Origin of the sequence: Nocardia sp. NPDC056611, assembly GCF_042792755.1 — a bacterium.
Classification (GTDB): domain Bacteria; phylum Actinomycetota; class Actinomycetes; order Mycobacteriales; family Mycobacteriaceae; genus Nocardia.
On record NZ_JBHTVV010000003.1, the window covers coordinates 218059 to 237617 of the forward strand.

General features: G+C 70.4%; 15 protein-coding genes. 5 read left to right on the plus strand and 10 right to left on the minus strand.

The window, feature by feature from the left end; translation table 11 throughout:
• Window position 1: 1 nt before the first annotated feature.
• From ACFRAQ_RS17595 to ACFRAQ_RS17610, 4 genes are all read right to left on the minus strand, one after another.
• Window positions 2–1183 carry an N-acetylglucosamine-6-phosphate deacetylase gene (locus ACFRAQ_RS17595; RefSeq protein ID WP_379100664.1) on the minus strand — a complete coding sequence of 394 codons (1182 nt, stop codon included), beginning with the start codon at window positions 1181–1183 and terminating at the stop codon, window positions 2–4.
• A gap of 231 nt (window positions 1184–1414) precedes the next feature.
• Complete coding sequence (locus tag ACFRAQ_RS17600) at window positions 1415–2245, minus strand: DUF1460 domain-containing protein (RefSeq protein WP_379100667.1); 831 nt, start codon at window positions 2243–2245, stop codon at window positions 1415–1417.
• A gap of 33 nt (window positions 2246–2278) precedes the next feature.
• Window positions 2279–3772 (minus strand): AIM24 family protein, encoded by a 1494-nt coding sequence (locus ACFRAQ_RS17605; RefSeq protein ID WP_379102131.1) that lies wholly within the window; start codon window positions 3770–3772, stop codon window positions 2279–2281.
• 205 nt (window positions 3773–3977) lie between these two features.
• Entirely contained in the window at window positions 3978–4589 is a 612-nt protein-coding gene (locus tag ACFRAQ_RS17610; protein WP_379100670.1) for a CGNR zinc finger domain-containing protein, read from the minus strand.
• 104 nt (window positions 4590–4693) lie between these two features.
• On the opposite strand from ACFRAQ_RS17610, the gene ACFRAQ_RS17615 reads away from it, so the two are divergent.
• On the plus strand, window positions 4694–5533 hold the full coding sequence (locus ACFRAQ_RS17615) for an SDR family NAD(P)-dependent oxidoreductase (protein ID WP_379100673.1): 840 nt from the start codon (window positions 4694–4696) through the stop codon (window positions 5531–5533).
• A 46-nt stretch (window positions 5534–5579) separates the two neighbouring features.
• Here ACFRAQ_RS17615 and ACFRAQ_RS17620 read toward each other — a convergent pair whose 3' ends face one another.
• The 3 genes from ACFRAQ_RS17620 to ACFRAQ_RS17630 all read right to left on the minus strand — a co-directional run bounded on the left by ACFRAQ_RS17620 (window position 5580) and on the right by ACFRAQ_RS17630 (window position 8643).
• Window positions 5580–5756, minus strand: coding sequence for a hypothetical protein (locus tag ACFRAQ_RS17620; RefSeq protein WP_357287990.1), 177 nt, complete (start codon window positions 5754–5756; stop codon window positions 5580–5582).
• A gap of 130 nt (window positions 5757–5886) precedes the next feature.
• Window positions 5887–7101: a glycosyltransferase 87 family protein gene (locus ACFRAQ_RS17625; protein ID WP_379100677.1), complete on the minus strand. Its 1215-nt coding sequence runs from the start codon at window positions 7099–7101 to the stop codon at window positions 5887–5889.
• Between the two features lie 126 nt (window positions 7102–7227).
• The gene (locus tag ACFRAQ_RS17630) at window positions 7228–8643 is read right to left on the minus strand and encodes a nucleobase:cation symporter-2 family protein (RefSeq protein ID WP_379100680.1); all 1416 of its coding nucleotides are present in this window, start codon (window positions 8641–8643) and stop codon (window positions 7228–7230) included.
• 408 nt (window positions 8644–9051) lie between these two features.
• On the opposite strand from ACFRAQ_RS17630, the gene ACFRAQ_RS17635 reads away from it, so the two are divergent.
• Genes ACFRAQ_RS17635 through xdhC form a run of 3 tightly spaced genes read left to right on the plus strand, consistent with a single transcriptional unit; the run spans window position 9052 to window position 13677 of the window.
• Window positions 9052–10476: a xanthine dehydrogenase small subunit gene (locus ACFRAQ_RS17635; RefSeq protein ID WP_379100682.1), complete on the plus strand. Its 1425-nt coding sequence runs from the start codon at window positions 9052–9054 to the stop codon at window positions 10474–10476.
• Complete coding sequence (gene xdhB / locus ACFRAQ_RS17640) at window positions 10473–12863, plus strand: xanthine dehydrogenase molybdopterin binding subunit (RefSeq protein ID WP_379100685.1); 2391 nt, start codon at window positions 10473–10475, stop codon at window positions 12861–12863. The genes ACFRAQ_RS17635 and xdhB overlap by 4 nt, the downstream gene beginning before the upstream one ends.
• Complete coding sequence (gene xdhC / locus ACFRAQ_RS17645) at window positions 12856–13677, plus strand: xanthine dehydrogenase accessory protein XdhC (protein ID WP_379100688.1); 822 nt, start codon at window positions 12856–12858, stop codon at window positions 13675–13677. The genes xdhB and xdhC overlap by 8 nt, the downstream gene beginning before the upstream one ends.
• Window positions 13678–13859: 182 nt before the next feature.
• On the opposite strand, the gene ACFRAQ_RS17650 is transcribed toward xdhC, so the two are convergent.
• Complete coding sequence (locus tag ACFRAQ_RS17650; protein WP_379100691.1) at window positions 13860–15464, minus strand: FAD-binding protein; 1605 nt, start codon at window positions 15462–15464, stop codon at window positions 13860–13862.
• 124 nt (window positions 15465–15588) lie between these two features.
• On the opposite strand from ACFRAQ_RS17650, the gene ligD reads away from it, so the two are divergent.
• Complete coding sequence (gene ligD, locus ACFRAQ_RS17655) at window positions 15589–16554, plus strand: non-homologous end-joining DNA ligase (protein ID WP_379100694.1); 966 nt, start codon at window positions 15589–15591, stop codon at window positions 16552–16554.
• Here the strand turns inward: ligD and ACFRAQ_RS17660 are convergent.
• Together ACFRAQ_RS17660 and ACFRAQ_RS17665 are read right to left on the minus strand one after the other, a co-directional pair.
• Window positions 16551–17198 carry a response regulator gene (locus ACFRAQ_RS17660; protein WP_379100697.1) on the minus strand — a complete coding sequence of 216 codons (648 nt, stop codon included), beginning with the start codon at window positions 17196–17198 and terminating at the stop codon, window positions 16551–16553. The two genes, ligD and ACFRAQ_RS17660, sit on opposite strands and share 4 nt — an antisense overlap.
• Window positions 17195–19462 carry a sensor histidine kinase gene (locus ACFRAQ_RS17665; RefSeq protein ID WP_379100700.1) on the minus strand — a complete coding sequence of 756 codons (2268 nt, stop codon included), beginning with the start codon at window positions 19460–19462 and terminating at the stop codon, window positions 17195–17197. The genes ACFRAQ_RS17660 and ACFRAQ_RS17665 overlap by 4 nt, the downstream gene beginning before the upstream one ends.
• Window positions 19463–19559: the final 97 nt, after the last annotated feature.

Genomic DNA, 19559 nt, shown 5'->3' on the forward strand with positions numbered 1-19559 from the left:
GTCAGGCCAGCCAGCGTCCGTGCCGCAGCACCCGGCGCAGGCCCAGCTGGTCGTCGAGCACCACGGCGTCGGCGTACATGCCGGGGCGCAGGTCGCCGACGTCGTCGAGGCCCGCCGCGTCCGCGGGGGTCGAGGTGACGGCGGCGACCGCGTCGCGGAGCGGGATGCCGCAGTCGCGGACCGCCCAGCGCAGGCAGTGCAGCAGCGTCGCGGTGCCGCCCGCCAGCGAACCGCCCGGCACCCGGGCCACCCCGTCGGTGACGGTGACCGGGCGCGGTCCCAGCCGGTACTGGCCGTCGGGCATGCCCGCGGCCTGGGTGGCATCGGTGACCAGCACCACCCGGTCGGGGGCGGTGGCGAAAACGAGTGCGCCGAAACCGGGGTCGACGTGCACGCCGTCACCGATCACCTCCACGAACGCCTGCCGCTGAGCCGCCGCCACCAGGCCCGCCGCTACCGGGCCGGGCGCGCGGTGATGCAGCGGCGGCATGCCGTTGGCGAGATGGGTGACCAGGGTGCCGCAGCCCTGCGGGCTCAGCGCCGCCCGGAAGCGGGCGAAACTCGAATCACTGTGCCCGACCGCCACCACCACGCCGCTGTCGGCCAATTGTTTGGCGGCGGTGTCGAATCCGGGACGTTCGGGGGCCAGGGTCATGACCCGCAGCTGACCGTCGGCGGCATGCAGGAGACGGTCGATGAGCTCCGGGTCCGGATCGGTAAGATAGCCGAGATCGTGTGCGCCGCAGCGGGTCCGCGACAGAAACGGGCCCTCGATGTGAACGCCCGCGATCACGCCGTCCGCGGCGAGCCGGCGCAGCATGGCCGCCTGCGCCACCATGGTGTCGGGAGCGGCGGTCACGATGCTGGCGAGCACACTGGTCGAGCCGCGCCGATGGTGGAACGCCGCGGCCTCCTCGGCCTCGGCCGCGTCCTCGGTGTCGAAGCGATACCCGAAACCGCCGTGCGTGTGGATGTCCACCAGACCCGGCACCACCGTGCCCGCGTAGACCGGCGGCAATTCCCGGTGCGTGGTGGCCCATTCGGTGGCCGGCCGGACCGCGGCCACCCGCTCACCCCGCACGGTGATCACGCCGTCCTCGAGCACGCCCGCGCGGGTTACCACGCGGCCGCGCAGTTCCAGGCCGCGCCGCCCGCTCGCCAGACCCGTTGCCGCGTCAGCCATCACGCCACACCCATCAGCTCAGAATGACCGATCGCGGGACGGTGCGCGGGTGTTCGGTCCTGTCGATTTCCTGTTCAAACGAATCACATTCGGGCGGCCGCCGCGTTAGATTCGAGAGATACCGATCATTCGTCCCGAAAATTGCTCTCTCAGCACCAATTTCGATTCAGCAGACGGCGAATTGAGGGGCGCCGTCTGCCCCTGCACCCACTGAATCGGGCGCCACCCGATTCAGCGGGGGCGCAGCACCACCAGGCCCGGGACCGTCGTCAGATACTGGGTCAGCGGAGTGTCGACGACCTGCTCGTTCGCGGCCAGCGAGGACGCGTTGCGGAACATCGGCCCATTCGGGGTGTCGATGAAAATACCCACGTGGGTGACGTCCAGGCCCGCGGCATCGGTGTACGCGCCCAGGAAATCGCCGGTGCGCAGATTGCCGATCACCGTATTGTCGACCGCCGCGGCCGGAACATAGGTGATGTCACGGTCCACCACCGGCAGGCCGGGAAGATAGTTGCCGCCATCGGCTTTCGCGTTCAGATGCTTGGTCACGGTGACCGCGGCGGGTGTGAGGCCGCGCGTGATATCGGTGGCGGCGACGCGGTTCACCGCCGCCCAATCGGTGAAGAAATGCTTGCGGCTGGCGAATTCCACCCGCGAATCCGCGTAGCGGGTGGCCACCAGGTTCTGCACGAACTGGGCGCGGTCGGCCGAACGGCTCAGCGCGTCCACGTAATCGAGATAGGTGAAGCAGTCGACCCGCCGGAAGTCGACCACCAGCTGCTCGGCCCGGGTGGCCGAGCCGATCAGCATGTTCGCCCCGTAAGGGGTGCCGAGGAAGCGGCCGGACAGTTGCGCGATCGCGTCGGTCCGGGCGCCCGGGATCGAGTTGCGCAGCGCGAGTAGCTCGTCCAGCTGCCGGGAGGTGGACTCGTCCAGAGCGGGTTCGGACGGAGCGGCCAGAGCTGGTTCGGCCGGCGCGGCCAGGGCCTGCGACGGCGGCAGCGCCAACGCCGAAACCAGCGTGACCAGCATCAGCAGTAGCCGGGTCAGTGTGCGCACGAGCCCTCCCTCGGAACGAGACTGCCCCCGACGCTACCCCAGCAGACCGCCGAGCAGGCCACCCTGCTGTCCGGCTTCCTGCCCGCCGCCGGTCCCGCCGATGAATCCGCCCGGCGGCAGCTCCGACGGCTGCACGATCACGAAACCGCGACCCGAGAACGAGAGCGTGAGGCCCTCACCGGTGCTGCGACCGATCAAGCGGGCGAAACCCATGGAGTCGTTGCGCTTGATCCCGGTCTGCAGACTCGACGACCAGGCCACCGCCGCCTGCGGGTCGGCATAGGTCGGCTGATCGACATTCAGCACCACCGGCTGACCGTGCGTGGTGATGGCGATCCGGCCGCGGCCGGAGAACACGCAGTTGAAGAACCCGGCATTGCTGGCGAAACCGGCCGCGCCCTGCACCCGCTGGATGTTGTAGGACAGCGAGGAATCGAAGGCCAGCACGTTCGCGCCGTTGATGGTCAGCCCGTCGGTGCCGTCCAGATCCACGACGTGCACATCGGCGGCGGCATTGGCCAGGAACAGATCCCCGCGCCCCTGCACCTGCATGAGCGGCACGCCCTCACCGGTCAGCCGCTGCTGGATGGCCCGCCCGATCCCGCCGGACCCGAGCGCCTTGAAACGCAGATCACCCTGATAGGCCACCATCGACCCGGCCCGCGCCAGCGTCTCCCCGTCCACCGCGACGCGAATCATCTTGCCGCCCTGCTTCTGGATGCCGAAACCGCTGACCTCGGCGTGTTGCGGATTGAACAGCTCGCTCTGCACGGGCGGAACTCCTTGTGATGCGGGTGTATTCGGAACAGGGGCCGCGGGCGGATACGCGGGCGGTGAGAAGGACTGCGGGGCAGCGGGCATCGGCTGCGGAGGCGGTGGCACCGGCTGCTGGTAGGGCTGCGGCGGCGCCGGCTGCTGATAGGACGGGGCGGGCACCGGCTGCTGGTGGGGCTGCGCGGGCATGGTGGGCGGCGGCATCTGCTGCGGCGCCGGGTTGGGCTGCGTCGGCAGGTAGCCCGCGGCCTGGGGCGGCGCCGCGAAACTGGTCGGCGGGGGAGCCTGTGCGGGTTCCGGTTCGTCGTCGATATTGACGCCGAAGGCCGCGGCGAGACCCGCGAGCCCGTCGTCGTACCCCTGGCCGACGGCGCGCACCTTCCAGCCGTCCCCGCGCCGGTAGATCTCGACGCACACCACGGCGACCTCGCTGGTCAGGCCGTTCATGGGGAATGTCAGTGTGCCCGCGTCGGATCCGATGGTGGCGGTCAGCGAGCCCGCCGCCCCGGCGAAGGTGGCGGGGCCGCTGCCGTCGAGGCTGGCGGTGATGGCGATCTTGTCCACGTCGGCGGGCAGCGCGGCGGTGATCACGTCGACCATGTCGCCCGCGCCGCGCCCGTGCCGGTACACCACGCCGGGACCCACCGGCTGGTTGAAGAAGATGAAGTCACCGTCGGATCTGACCCGTCCGTCCGCGCCCAGCAGCAGCGCGGACACATCCACTGCGACGGAACAGGTCACGGTGACCGTCATCCGGTCGGCGGGCGCGGGCCGGTTCTCGCCGCGCGCGAGGGCGGTCACCGGTGGCCTCCGCGGTGGGCGCAGACCCGTTCGGGCGATAGACGATTCACGGCTACCAGTGTGTCGAAACTTGGCCGCCAGGGCTATCCGGGGTTTCCCCGAGCTGGCGCGTCGCACGGTGTGGTGGCCGCCGGGACGCCGCTGCGGCGGCGAGTCCTCACGCCCGGGGCGGTTCCTGACTCTCGTGCCGCTGCCGCCGGCGATAGTTGCGCATGGACACCTGGGAGCCGCAGCCGGGACTGCAGTACAGCCCTGCTCCATTGCGGGTGCGGTCGAAGAAACCGAAGTGGCACGGGGGGTTCCGGCACGCCTTGATGCGCCCCCAGTCGCTGCTCTGGGCGAAGGTCGTCACCGCGGCCAGGACGGTTCCGAACACCCCCTCCACCCCCGCCTGCGGCGATGCCAGTTCGACACCGCCGGCCGTCACCACCGTCGCCAGCGGGTAGAGCGAGCCCGCGCGCCGCAGGTGCCGCTCGGCATGTCGCAGCGGCTCACCCAGGCTCTCCTCATCACCCGAGTGCGCGAGCAGGACGGTCACCAGGGCATCGCGCAGTTCGCGCGCGGTCGCGGCATCGGCATCGGTCGCCACGGTGTCACCGCCGAACTCGTCGTACTCCGCCAGCCACGCCGCGAACGAGTCTCCGTCCCCGAACAATTCCCGCCGGCCGGACCCGTCAGCGCGCGTGTTCACGAACGTCAGCACGGTCTCCACCGCCGGTGTGACGGTGCGCGGACTGAGTTTGGGAGATCCGGCTGCCGCACTGCTCATGCTCTCACCCTACCTCAGGAGGAAGAGGCACTAATCCGTCTAACGGGCAACCTGGTGTGGAAAGCGGATTGACTTGTTGTGCTCTAACTCGTTACGGTCGCAACATGACGAATAGGCAGACCCACCCCCGAACCTGGCTCATCACCGGCGCGACATCCGGCATCGGCCGCGAACTGACGCTGCAGGCGCTCGAGAACGGCGACGTCGTCTCGGCGCTCGCCCGTGACACCGCCGCCCTGGATGAATTGGCCGAAACGCACGGCGAGCGATTGCTTCTCATCGCGGCGGACGTGCGGGACGAGCAGGCTGTGCGGGCGGCGGTGGAGCGCACGCTCGCACGGTTCGGCCGTATCGACGTGGTGGCCAACAACGCCGGCTACGGACTGTTCGGAGCTGTCGAGGAGGCCTCCGACGCGCAGATCCGAGCCGTGTTCGACACCAACGTCTTCGGGGTGCTCAATGTGCTTCGCGCGACGCTGCCGGTGCTGCGCGCACAGCGATCGGGGCACATCCTGCAGGGCTCGTCCATCTACGGGCAGTCCGCCCATCCGGGTGTGGGGCTGCTGGCCGCGACCAAGCACGCGGTCGAGGGATTGTCGGAGGCGCTGGTGGCCGAGGTCGCACCGCTCGGCATCACGGTCACGATCGTCCAGCCCGGGCTGACCGCGACACCCTTCCTGGCCAACCTCGATGTCGCGGACGGCCTGGCCGACTACGACCAGACCGTCCGCGAGGTTCGGAAAGGCATCGGAGAGTTGCCGGAATCCGCGTTCTCCTCCGCGGCGCGGATCGCCGCGGGCATCCGGACCGCGGTCGACAGCCCGAATCCTCCGCTGCGCCTGGCCCTCGGCGCCTCCGGCGCCACGGATATGCGCGCCGCGTTGGAGGCCCGCATCACGGACCTGGACGGCTGGCAGAGCGTGACCGTCGCCGTCGACAGGTAATCGCCGGTCCCCGGCGGCCTGATCTGCGCATGCTCGAGGTGCGTCGTCAGGCCGCGCGGTCGGTGCGCTCGGTGTGGTCCGGGTGCGGGAGGTCCGCCTCGTACTGGGCGCGGTGCAGCGCGCAGCGGTATTTCGGGCCCGGCTTGATGTAGGCGGGGTCCAGCCGCTGGGTGAAGCTGAGGTTGTCACGCCGCCAGCAATCGATGCACATCGGCTCGGTCATGGCGTCCTCCTCTGTCATCGCTTCCGCGAAGGGTATGCGGGAGAGGGATTCCCACTCACGGCCTGTTTCGGATATAGGTCCGGGCACTCTTGCGTAACGGATGCGGCCGGTTTGCCGACCGGTCGGTTGCTTAATGGGTGTCACGGGCGCGCCGCACGGACGCGATCAGGCATCCCGCGATCACCGCGTACACGACGACGTAACAGTTCAACAGGATCGGGGAGATCGGCCACGACGGCGGGAACAGGAACCAGCCGACCACCACCCAGGTGTCGGTCCAGTGGTAGGCCCACGCGCCGGTCGCCACATAGACGGCGCCGGCCGCCGCCCACCAGCGCGGGTCCGACACCGCCCGATGCACCAGGTAGACGAACAGCGGCAGGAACCACACCCAGTGGTGATTCCAGGAGAACGGCGACACCACGCACGAGGTCAGGCCCGCGAGCGTGACGGTCAGCAGCTTCTCGCCGCGCCCATAGAGTTCCGCCGCGAGCAGCAGCCCGCCGACCGCCACCGGCGCGGCCAGCAGCAGCCACAGCCATTGCGGCACTTGGCCACCCGTGAGGTGCGCGATCGTGCCGCGCAGGGACTGGTTGGCGGGCTGGGTATCCGGGGCGATCCGGTCGGACTGGAAGAAGGTGCGGGTCCAGTACTGCCGGGAATCCGAGGGCAGCACCGCCCCGGCGAGCCCGATCGTGAAGACGAAGGTCGCCGCGGCCATCACCGCCGCCGCCCACTGCCGCAGCACCACGAACTGCGCCACGAAATACAGCGGCACCAACTTGATCCCGGCGGCCAGCCCGACCCCGACACCGCGTATCCGGCTGTTCGGCGGGCGCGAGAAGTCCCACAGGATCAAGGCCATCAGCACCAGGTTGATCTGGCCGTAGTAGAGGGTGGTGCGCACCGGCTCCAGGAACATGCAGGTGGCCGTGAGCAGCGCGCTCAGCCCGGCCAGCTGCCAGGTCAGGCGGAAGCCGAGCACCCGCCAGCACAACAGGACGCACGCGTAGAGCACGCCAATGTTCAGTGCCAGCCAGGTATTCGTGACGTACGCCCACGGGATGGCCAGCATCGGCAGGAAACTCAGGGTGGAGAACGGGGTGTAGGTGAAGGACAGCCCGCGATGGGTGGTCTCGGTGTAGAGAGGATGCCCGTTGTAGATCTTCCAGGCGCCGTCGCGATAGACGTGCACATCGAAACCGCCGGCCAGGAAGCCCACCTGGTCCAGCCAGGGGTCGACGGTGGTGAAGATCAGGGCCAGGGACAGCGCCGCGCCACAGGCCAGCACCCACGCCGTCGTCCGATTCCACGGCCGCGGTGGCGCACCGGAATCACTCGCCACCGCTTGGTCTTTCGACTCGACCGCACCGTCTTCTGTTTCAGCACCGATCAACACCCAACCCACCTCAGATGTTCGATACCCCCTCCCGGATGGCCTGAACCCTACCGGCAGGGTTTGATGGTTTCGTCACACGACGGTCCCACCCGGCGAACGCTGTCGTTTCCCCGCGCCCCAGTGGTTGAAGACCAGGTTCAGCACGAAGACCACGATCACCGCCGAGGTGATCGGGCTGCCCGCGATCATCTGGAAGTCGGTGGGGAACTGCTTGTAGATGTTCGGGGCGACCGCGGGCAGCAGCGCCACCGACAGGGTGACCGCGATGATGAGCATATTGCTGGTCCCCTCGAACTGGACCTTGTGCAGAATGCGCAGACCGACCGCGGTGACCATGGCGAACATGACGGTGGCCGCCCCGCCGATCACCGGACCCGGCAGGGCCGCGACCACGCTGCCCACCTTCGGCACCAGGCCCAGCGCGACCAGCATGCCGCCGCAGGCCGCCACCACCCAGCGGCTGCGCACCCCGGTCAGGCCGACCAGGCCGACGTTCTCGGCGAAGGCGGTGTCGGGAAAGGAGTTCATGAAGCCGGCCAGCACCGCGGAGAAGCCGTCGGCGGCCAGGCCGCGCGCCAGATCGGGCGGTTCGAGCTGCTTGTCGACCATCTCGGCGACGGCGACCATATCGGCGGTGGACTCGGTGAAGGTCACCAGCATGACCACGCACATGGAGATGATCGCGCCCAGGTGGAACTCGGGCGCGCCGAAGATGAACGGCCGGGACACGGCGAACCAGCCCGCCGACCCCACCCCGGACATGTCCACCAGATGCATGGGCACCGCGACCAGCGTGCCGATCGCGACACTGAGCAGCACCGCCAGCTGACTGATCAGACCGCGGCCGAACCGGTGGATCACCACGATCAGCGCGATCACCAGCCCGGCCAGCGCGATGTGCGAGATCTGGCCGTAGTCGGCGGCTTTCGGGTCGTCCCCGGCGATCAGCCCGGCATCCGCGCCGATCAGCGACAACCCGATCACGCAGATCACACAGCCCGACACCAGCGGCGGAAAGAAGCGCACCACCATGGCGAAGAAGCGGGCGATGATCAAACCGAACACGCCCGACACCAGGATCGCGCCGTACACGGTCGGCAGCCCGGCCTCGCCGCCGCCGAACTCCTGCGCGATCAGGATCATGGGCGAGACCACGGTGAAGGTCGCGCCCGCGACCACCGGCAGCCGCACACCCAGGATGCGGCCGATACCGACCGCCTGAATGATGGTGACGATGCCCGAGACGAGCAGATCGGCGTTGACCAGCAGGGCGATGGTGTGGGCGGGCAGCTTCAGCGCCCCGCCGACGAGCAGCGGCACCGCGACCGCGCCCGCGTACATGATCGCCAGATGTTGCAGGCCCAGCAGGAACAGCTTGGGTGGCGGTGGTATCTCGTCGACCGGGTGACGGGCCTTGACGAGTCCGGTGGCGGCATCGATTTCGGATTTACGGGAGGGGCGCACTTTTGCGAGAAAGCGCATTTGCATGACAAGCCTCCTGGAACACGTGGATCACCGGCCGGGGGAGGCCGTGACCACGAACCGAATGATGGCGCAGGAAATACCGGGTCCGCAGCGGATTGTTCGATTGTCCAGCCGGTTCGGCGTGGCTCCCGGCCGCCTTCGTATTTTCCTACAGAATCACACGATCAGTGGCGTCCCGTGTTGACCGAATATCCCGCCGGACGTAGGTTCAGGCCACATAACCCGTGGTCACAGACAGGAGGCGAGCGGATGTCCACCAACTCCGATCTGCGTCGCCTGGCTCATCGCACGGTGTGGGTGCCCGGGCGCGTCGCCCACGGCTGCTGAGCCGTCTTTCTCGACGAGCGGAATTGATCCGCCGACACTGGATAGTGCACTCCACGACGAAAGCGGCCGGCAATGGCAATTTTCATGACGGTGAACGGAAAATCGACACCGATTTCTCCCGCGGCGACGCACACCACCCTGCTGGACTTTCTCCGGGAGCACGGACTCACCGGATGCAAGGAAGGCTGTGCGGAGGGTGAATGCGGCGCGTGCTCGGTCCTGGTGGCCCGGCCGGGCCGGATCGAGCCGACCGAATGGGTGGCGGTCAACGCCTGCCTGACCCCGGCCGTCGCGCTGGAGGGGCAGGAGGTCGTCACCGCGGAGGGGCTGGGCACCGCGGCCGCGCCGCATCCGGTGCAGCGGGAGCTGGCGGTGCGCGGCGGCTCGCAATGCGGTTACTGCACACCGGGATTCGTGTGCAGCATGGCCGCCGAGTACTACCGGCCGGATCGGACGGCCACCGGCGAGGTGTGCGCGCACGGCGAGTCCGGGCCCAATGGCTTCGATCTGCACGCGCTGAGCGGGAACCTGTGCCGCTGCACCGGCTACCGGCCGATCCGCGACGCCGCCTACGCGGTCGGCGCACCGGCCGGCGATGACGCCCTGGCCCGGCGGCGGGAAGCCGGCGCGCCGGAACCGGCGGCGACCGACTTCAGTTCCGATGGGCGGCGATTCGTGCGGCCCGCGTCCCTGGCCCAGGCGCTGCGGCTGCTGCGCGACCACCCGGACGCCACCGTGCTCGCGGGCAATACCGACCTGGGGGTGGAGGCGAATATCCGTGGGCGGCGGGCGGATTACACGCTGGCCGTCGACCGGCTCCCCGAACTGCGGGAGCTGGTGATCGGCGCGGACCGGATCGAGCTCGGCGCGGCGCTGACCCTCACCGAACTCGAACGCGGGCTCGCCGGGCGGGTGCCGCTGCTGTCGGAGTTGTTCCCGCAGTTCGCGTCTCGTCTCATCCGCAACGCCGCCACCCTGGGCGGCAACCTCGGCACCGGATCGCCGATCGGCGACGCGCCGCCGGTCCTGCTGGCCCTGGAAGCCTCGGTGGTGCTCGCGGATGCCGAGGGGGAGCGGGAGGTCGCGCTGGCCGACTACTTCACCGGCTACCGGAGTTCCGTGCGGCGGCCCGGGGAGCTCATCCGTTCCGTGCGTGTTCCGCTGCCGCTCGCGCCGGTGGCCGCCTTCCACAAGATCGCCAAGCGCCGGTTCGACGATATCTCCAGTGTGGCAGTGGCTTTCGCGCTCGATATCGACGACGGTGTGGTGCGCCGGGCCCGCATCGGGCTGGGCGGCGTGGCCGAGACACCCGTGCGCGCCTACGCGACCGAGGCGGCCCTCGAAGGGCTCCCCTGGACGGAGGCCGCTATCGCCGCGGCCGCGGACATCCTGCGCGGTGAAGGCACACCGCTCGACGATCACCGCGCCAGCGCGCGATATCGCAGCGCCATGCTGGGCGAGAGCCTGCGAAAACTGTTCGCCGACACCACCGAGGGGGTGCTGTCATGAGTCACCTGTCGCAACGACCGGACAACCCAGTGGTGGGGCTCGCGCTGCCGCACGAGAGCGCCGCGCTGCACGTCACCGGGACCGCGCTCTACACCGACGACCTGGTGTACCGCACCAAGGACGTGCTGCACGCGTACCCGGTGCAGGTCCCGCACGCGCACGCGCGGATCACCGCCCTGCGCACCGAGCCCGCGCTGCGGGTGCCCGGTGTGGTGCGGGTGCTCACCGCCGCCGACGTGCCCGGCGTCAACGACGCGGGCGTCAAGCACGACGAACCCCTGTTCCCCGACGAGGTCTGCTTCCACGGGCACGCCGTGTGCTGGGTGCTGGGGGAGTCCTTGGAGGCCGCGCGGCTGGGGGCTGCCGCGGTGGAGGTCGACGTCGAACCGCTGCCGTCGATCATCACCATCGCGGAGGCCGAGGCTGCCGGGAGCTTCCAGGGCGTGCAGCCCGAAGTCCGGTGTGGCGACTTGGAATCCGGTTTCGCCGCCTCGGCGCACATCTTCTCCGGGGAGCTCACGTTCTCCGATCAGGAACACTTCTACCTCGAAACCCACGCCGCCCTGGCGCAGGTCGACGAGGCCGGGCAGGTGTTCGTGCAGTCGAGCACCCAGCATCCCTCCGAGACCCAGGAGATCGTGGCCCACGTGCTCGGGCTGCACAATCACGAGGTGACCGTCCAATGCCTGCGCATGGGCGGCGGGTTCGGCGGCAAGGAGATGCAGCCGCACGGCTTCGCGGCCATCGCCGCGCTCGGCGCGACCCTCACCGGACGCCCGGTCCGGGTGCGGCTCAACCGGACCCAGGATCTGACCATGTCCGGCAAGCGGCACGGCTTCCACGCGCGCTGGCGGGCCGGGTTCGACGCCGACGGGCGCGTGCTGGCCCTCGACGCCACGCTGACCTCGGACGGCGGCTGGAGCCTGGACCTGTCGCAGCCGGTCCTGGCCCGCGCGCTGTGCCACGTCGACAACCTGTACTCGATTCCCAACGCGCGCTTCCGCGGTCGTATCGCCAAGACCAACAAGCCGTCCAATACCGCCTTCCGCGGGTTCGGCGGCCCGCAGGGCATGCTGGTCATGGAGGACCTGCTCGGGCGGTGCGCGCCGCTGCTCGGCCTGGATCCGCGAGAACTGCGCCGCCGCAACTTCTATCGTCCCGGGCAGTCCACGCCCTACGGACAGGAGGTGCGGCACGCCGAGCGCATCACCGAGACCTGGGATCAGGTGCTGGCCAATGGTGAGATCGACTCCCGCACACGGGAGATCGCGGCCTTCAACGCGTCGCATCGGCACGTGAAGCGCGGCCTGGCGGTCACCGGCGTCAAGTTCGGCATCTCGTTCAACATGACGGCCTTCAACCAGGCCGGGGCGCTGGTGCTGATCTACAAGGACGGGTCGGTGCTGATCAACCACGGCGGCACCGAGATGGGGCAGGGCCTGCACACCAAGATGCTGCAGGTGGCCGCCACCACGCTGGGCCTCCCGCTGGACAAGGTGCGGCTGGCGCCGACGCGAACGGACAAGGTGCCCAACACCTCCGCGACGGCCGCCAGTTCCGGCGCCGACCTCAACGGCGCGGCGGTGAAGAACGCCTGCGAGCAGCTGCTGGAGCGGCTGACCCGGGTGGCGGCGACGCGGCTGGGCGTCGACGCCTCCGATGTCCGCATCGCCGACGGCGTCGCCCGCGCCCTCGGAGCCGGTATCGAGGCGGTCCCGTGGGACGACCTGGTGCGCACCGCCTACCTGCAGCGGGTCCAGTTGTCGGCGGCCGGTTTCTACCGCACCGAGGGCCTGCACTGGGACGCCGAGACCATGCACGGGTCGCCGTTCAAGTACTTCGCCTACGGGGCCGCGGCCACTGAGGTGGAGGTGGACGGGTTCACCGGCGCGTACCGGGTCCGCCGGGTCGACATCGTCCACGACGTCGGCGACAGCCTGTCCCCGCTCGTCGACATCGGCCAGATCGAGGGCGGTTTCGTGCAGGGCGCGGGCTGGCTGACCCTCGAGGACATCCGCTGGGACACCGGCGACGGACCCGACCGCGGCCGGCTGCTGACCCAGGCCGCCAGCACCTACAAGCTGCCGAGCTTCTCGGAGATGCCCGAGGAGTTCAATGTCAGCCTGCTGGCGCACGCCCACGAGGAGGGCGTGGTGTACGGGTCCAAGGCGGTGGGGGAGCCGCCGCTCATGCTGGCGTTCTCGGTGCGCGAGGCGCTGCGGCAGGCGGCCGCCGCCTTCGGGCCGGAGGGCGTGAGCGTGGAACTCGCCGCCCCCGCCACCCCGGAGGCCGTGTACTGGGCACTCGACGCCGCCCGTCGCCTCGGCGAATCCGGCGTGGAGACAGGCGAATTCGCCGCCGAGGAAAGTGTGCCCGCCGGTGCCTGACCTGACCTGGGTGACGGCCGTCGCGCGTCTGCGCGAACGCCGGGAACCCGGTGTGCTGGTCACCGTGGCGACGGTGCGCGGCCACGCGCCCCGCCGCGCGGGCGCGAAAATGGTGGTGGGGCAGAGCGATACCTGGGGTTCGATCGGCGGCGGCAATGTCGAGGCCGTCGCCGTCGAACGCGCCCGTGAGCTGATCGCCCACCTGCCCACGGAACCCGAGCTGATGGACTTCGCCCTCAACGACAAGGTCGTCAACCAGCACGGCGTGCAGTGTTGCGGCGGCACGGTCACCGTCCTGCTCGAACCGCTGCCGGTACCCCCGGCCGTCGCGATCTTCGGGGTCGGCCATGTGGGGCTGGAACTGGCCCGCATCCTGGCCCGCCACGAACTGGATCTGCATCTGATCGATACCCGGCCGGACATGCTCGCCGCCGGGCGGCTCGCGGCCCTGGACGACGCCATCGCCGTGATCCACACCCACCACGTCGCATTGCTGCCCGAGGAGGTGCTGGGCCAGCTGCCGCCCGGTACGCACATCCTGATCATGACCCACGACCACGCGGAGGACGTCGCGCTCTGTGACGCCGCCCTGCGCACCGACGGGCTGGGCACCATCGGGCTGATCGGATCCCCGGCCAAATGGGCGCGCTTCACCAAGCGGCTCACCACTGAGGGCGGTCACCCGCCGGAAGCGTTGGCGCGCATCAAGACTCCGATCGGGCTGGCCGACATCACCGGCAAGGAGCCCGCGGTCATCGCCGTCAGTGTCGCGGCGGATCTGCTGCGCGCCTTCGAATCCGGCGCGGCCGACTGACCCCGGAGGCGGTCGCCGGCGGGCGCGCGGATCTCCCCGGCCGGGGTCCATCGACCAGCAGCGTGCGGCCGAACCCAGCAAGCGCGATCCCCAGGGTGAGGGGCCCAGGGCGGTGGTGTCGTCATCGGGCGTTCTCGCAGCGTAAGCGGTTTCCCGGGATATCCGGGACCCGCCCGTGCCCGTCAGTGGGTGGCGGCGAGCTCCACGCTGTGGGTGCCCGCGCGACGGCCGGAGAAGACACAGTCGGCCAGCGACAGACCGCTCACGTACGAGTTCGAGCACACGCCCACCGCCGCCCGGCCCGCCGCGAACAGACCCGGGATCGCCGCGCCGGATTCGGTGCGGACCGCACCGGTCTCCTCGTCCACCACCAGGCCGCCGAGGGTCAGCATCGGCATCGGATAGGTGAGCCGCGCTGTGAACGAGATGTCCAGCAGCGTGAAGGGTCCCGAGTGCAGCGGGCGGCGCAGATCGTCGGGCTTGCCCATCGGATCGGGCAGCGACTGCTCGATGGCGCGATTGTGCGCGTCCACGGTCTGGCGCAGCGCCGCCGGTTCGATCCCGGCGCGGGCGGCGACCTCCTCCACGGTCCGGCCGTTCACGCTGCCGACCCGCAGCAGCCGCTCGGCCTGCATGCGCTGGAACCACACCGACTGCTCGGGCAGCTGACGGCGTGCCTCGGTGAGCAGCCGGGCATCGGCCAGCAGCCAGGCCCTGTTCCCGGGACTGGTCGCGATGGCCGCGCCCAATGCCGCGCCGTAACGGGATTCGTCGATCATGCGCTGCCCGTTGGCATCCACGGCGATCGCACCGAAGAAGGCGCTCGGCGGGGCGATGAACCGCCAGGTCGACAGCACGTTCATGCGATCGGTGGCCGCGCCCGCGGCCTGGGCCATGGCGATGCCGCTGCCGTCGTCACCGGCGGTGCCCAGCGGCAGGCCCTCGGCCCAGGGGTAGTCGGGGGCGTGCCGCTTGACCATGTCTCCATTGGCGATGAAGCCGCCGGTGGTCAGAATGACGCCCGAGCGCGCCTGAATGCGCACGGGCGCACCGTAGCGGCGCTCGATCCGGGCCAGCAGCGCTTGCACGGCCTTGCGCAGACCCTGGTGGTAGACACCGGGTTTCGCGGAGATCTTGGCCAGCGCCGCGAACCGCCGTCGCACGGCTTCGGGAGCCCCGGCGATCGTGGTGGCCTCGATACCGACCACCCGGCCGTCCTCGATCACGAGACTTGTTGCCCTGGTACCGGTCTGGACCCGTACGCCGTGCTTCGCGGCCGACTCGGCCAGCGGCCCGAACAGCTTCTTGCCCGACACCCCGCGTCCATGCGCGCGATGCCCGCGCTGCCGCGGCTTCGCCAAATCCCGGAAGCCGCCGGAGTTCTCGCTGCCCGAGTAGTACAGGTAGTAGTCGTCGGTGGGGTAGGAGGTCTTGAACGGGCACAGCGACGCCTCGAACGGAACCCCGTGTCCGGTCAGCCAATCGATGAGCGCGGGCGATTCCTCGCAGAAGCGGCGCAGCGTCTGCTCGCTCACCGTGTCGCCGACCTCGGCCCGCAGATAGGAGAGCATGTTCTCGACGTCGTCCTCGACTCCGGCGGCCTTCTGTACCCAAGTTCCGCCGCCCGCGTACACGATGCCGCCCGACAACGCGGTCGCCCCGCCGCCCAGGTAGCGGTCCAGCGCGAGGACGTCCGCCCCGGACTCCCGCGCGGCCAGTGCCGCCGCGACACCCGCGCCGCCGTATCCGACGACCACCACATCGGCCGAAGAGTCCCAGGTCCGCATCGTTGCGACCACCTTCTCGAGTGAGGAAATACCCAGCGCCGAGAACTATAACTTGTTCTAGTTCGGTGGGTGGTTCGCGGCGAGCCGGTCGCGGCTGACCGGAATGCCGGTTACCGTCGGACGGGTGGCCAGCAAGTCAGCCGCCCCGGCGATCGAGCTGCCGGTCGGCGAACACACGGTGCGCGTGTCCAATCCGGATCGGGTCTACTTCCCCGAGACCGGAGCCACCAAACTGGATCTGGTCCGGTACTACCTCAGCGTCGGCGACGGCATCGTCAACGCGCTGCGCGACCGGCCCTGCATGCTGCACCGCTTCCCCAAGGGCCTGCCCGGCGGCAAGGTCCACCAGAAGCGGCTGCCCGGCGGCGCGCCCGACTGGATCCCCACCGTTCAGCTCTATTTCCCCCGCTACGGACGCACGGCCGACGAACTCTGCGTGGAGAAACTCGCCGACGTGATCTGGGCGGTGCAGATGTCGACCGTCGAGTTCCACCCCTGGAACTCCCGGCGCTTCGACACCGAACTCCCCGACGAATGGCGCATCGACCTGGACCCCATGCCCGACTGCCCGTGGTCGCGCGTGCGGCGGGTGGCCGGGGTGGTGCACGAGGCGCTCGACGAGCTCGGCGCGGTCGGCTGGCCGAAGACCTCCGGCGGCAAGGGATTACACGTCTACGTCCGGATCGCGCCCGAGTACGGCTTCCAGGACGTGCGCCGCGCCGCGCTGGCCTTCGCCCGCGAGGTGGAGCGCCGCGCGCCCGCCGACGTCACCACGGCGTGGTGGCGCAAGGACCGCGATCCGGCACACCTGTTCGTCGACTACAACCAGAACGCGCGCGACCACACCATCGCCGCCGCCTACTCGGTGCGCGGCGTCCCCGAGGCGACGGTCTCGACCCCGGTGCGCTGGAACGAGATTCCCGACATCCACCCCGGCGACTTCACCATGAAGACCGTTCCCGCCCGTTACGCCGATCTCGGCGATCTGCACGCCGGCATCGACGAGGCGGTCTTCGACCTCGCGCCGCTGCTGGAGTGGGCCGACCGCGACAAGATCGACGTCGACCTCGACGAGGACGCCGGCGACTAGAGCTCGTCGGTGCTGATCAGCCCGTCGCGGATGGCGCGGGCGACCAGCGCGGCCTTGGTCGGGGCGGAGCGGCCCACCGCGGCGTACTTGGCGCGGATGCGTTCCAGGTGGGTGTTGACCGTGCCCGGCGTGATGTAGAGCTGGTGGGCCACCAGGGCTTTGGATTCGGTCTGGAACCAGGCGAGCAGGACCTCGCGTTCGCGCTGGGACAGTTTCGGGCGGTCGTCGCCGTCGGTGCTCATGGCCCGGGCCATGGTCGGGCTGAGGTAGGGGCGCACCTCGGCGGCGGCGTGCAGGGCGGCGATCAGGTGTTCGCGGCCTTCGGTTTTCGACAGGTAGGTGACCGCGCCCAGATCCAGGCAGTCGCGGACCAGGTGGGGTTCGGTGTGCTGCGAGTAGACGACCACGCGGTGGCCGCGCGCGCAGATGGTGGCCAGCGCGTTCAGATCCGGTGCGCGCTGGTCGAATTGGAGATCCAGGACGATGGCGTCCAGGTCGCCGCGATCGGGGCCGGTGGCGGCCAGGAAGGCCGCCGGGTCGGCGTGGTCCGCGGTCACCTCGAGGCGTGGTTCGGCGGCGGCGCACCAGCCGCGCACGCCGTCGCGGATCAGCGGGTGGTCGTCGACGATGGCGATGCGGATCATCGGGCGGTCTCCAGCTCGAAGCGGTGATGCAGTCGCGCCCACAGCAATTCGCCCGCGGCGACGACCTCGGTGTGCACGGCGCCGGTGGGATCGGCGGCCGCGGTGGACAGAGCGGACAGGCGGTCGACGGTATCGGCCGGGCAGTCGCCGAGCGCGCTGACCGTGCAGCCGGTCGCGTCGGTGGTCACCACCACGCGAGCCCGGGAACGACTGGCGTCCAGCATGATCCGGGCCGCGGCCACCAGGTGCCCGCGCACCGGGTCCGGCAGCTCGCGGCCCGGTTCGGGACGGGCTTCGGCTTCGACGGTGACCGCGACCCCGCGCCGCTCCGCCGCGTCGATGCCGCCGCGCAGGTCGGCCAGCAGCGGATGGCCCAGGCCGTCCTGCTGGGTGAACAGGCGGCGCAGGCGCGCGTACTCGGTGCGCGCGGCCGCCCGCACCGCGGGCTCGGCGGGGTCGAGGGTGCCGTCGGCCAAACCCCGCAGCAGCGGCGTGAATTCGCTCAGCAGTTCACGGTAGCGGCGCAGGCATTCCTGTTCGGTCATGTGGCCGACCGCGTCGGCGGTGCGGTGCCGCAGGCGTTCCCGGTGCAGGGCGGCGGCGTCGCGGGCCACGCGGTCGAGGGTCGCGGCGAAGCGGGCGGTGAGGAACTGGAGGAAGAAGATGGCCGCGGTGTGATAGCCCAGCACCCGCAGGCTGTCCAGGCCCGGCGCCCGGACCAGGACCAGCGCGCACACCAGCACCCACCAGACGGTCAGCGCGGTCGGTGACAGTCGCGGCGACAGCCGGAAGCCGAGCGCCACCACGGCCCAGCCGGACGCGCCGATCGACCAGTTCGCGCCCGCCAGGACGGCATCCGCGGGCAGCAGGGCGATCAGGGTCAGCGAGGCCGCGATCGCGAGGGCCATGAGCGCGAGCGTCGCCGATTCCCGGCGACGTGGGATCAGCGCGGCCAGCGCGCATCCCACATTCACCGCCACCAGCGCCGCATCGACCGCCGCCGGGGGCGTCGCCGCCGCCTCGGTGAGGGTGGACTGCAACAGGGTGTCGGCGACCGCGATGCCGACGATGCCGTACCCGAAACTGCGGCCCAGCCGATCGATGCCCGCGGCCGGGGCGTCGAACGAGTGCTCCTCGGCGGCACCGGGTTCGGTGGTCGGCCAGTGCAGCCGCACCCGCGTCCCGTGGCCGGGGCGGCTGGTGACCTCGGCGTCGCCGCCGACGGCCCGCATGCGCTCGAGGATCGAATGGCGGATGCCGTATCGGTCCTCGCCGGGCAGACCGTCGAAGCCGGCGCCGTCATCGGTGATCACCAGCGCGCCCGGCCCGGCGCTGATGTCGACGGTCGAGGCGCGGGCGTGGCGATCGACATTGGTGAGCGCCTCCCGGACTGCGGCCGTCACCGTCCACGCGAGGGTGCCGCGCACAGGCAGCGGGCCCGGGGTGCGCAGGGTGAGGGGCGTCGAACAGCCGTTGCTCACCTCCCGCAGCAGGACCGACAGGTCGGCCCGGGTGTCGTCGCCGGGCAACGGAATCCCCGAGTCCAGCACGGCCAGATCGCGGGCGGCCTGCCGGGCGACGCGGTCCCGATCCCCGGCCGCGCCCTGCCCGACCATCAGCAGCGTGGCCGCGGCGGTGTCGTGCATGACGGCCCACTGCTCGTGTTCGTAGCGGCGGCGCGCGGCCGCCACCTCACTCGCGATCCGGGCGTCGGCGGCGGCGGTCACGGTCTGGTCGTGCACGGTGGCCGCGCCCAGCACCACCCGGCGCACGCCCACCGCCAGCAGCCACTCCACCAGCAGGTAGGCGACGGTCAGATCGGACAGGAAGTTCCAGGGGGTGAGGCCCGGCGTGGCGCGATTGGCGTAGTAGAGCAGCAGCAGTACGAGACCGGTCACCGCCGCCGACACCCGCACCCGCTCCGCGATTCCGACCGAGATCACCGTTGCCGCCACGACCTTCACGTCGATGAGGTCTCCGGTCCCGATCCCGGACGCGGCCACACTGGTCGTCCCCAGAAGGTAGATGGCCACCACCGCGATATCGGCCACGGTCCACCCGGGCCCGAGCCGGCGCCCCCACAGCCGGCTCGCGGACCACACCGCCAGCCCCAGCGTGACCGCCTGCCCCAGCCCCGGCTCGACCGTCCCACTCGCCAGGTGAACCACCGTCAGCAGCAGGCAGGCGGCGTGCCGGAACCGGATGGCCAGCCACGTCGCCTCCTGCGCGACCGCGGCGTGGGTCGGGTCGGCTTCGCGCAGCACCCGGTCACGGTACCGAACCGGATTCGGCCCAGCATCCCATCCCTTCCGGGGGCACGGGTGTCCGTCGAACACCCGACAGACAGACCCGTCCGACTAC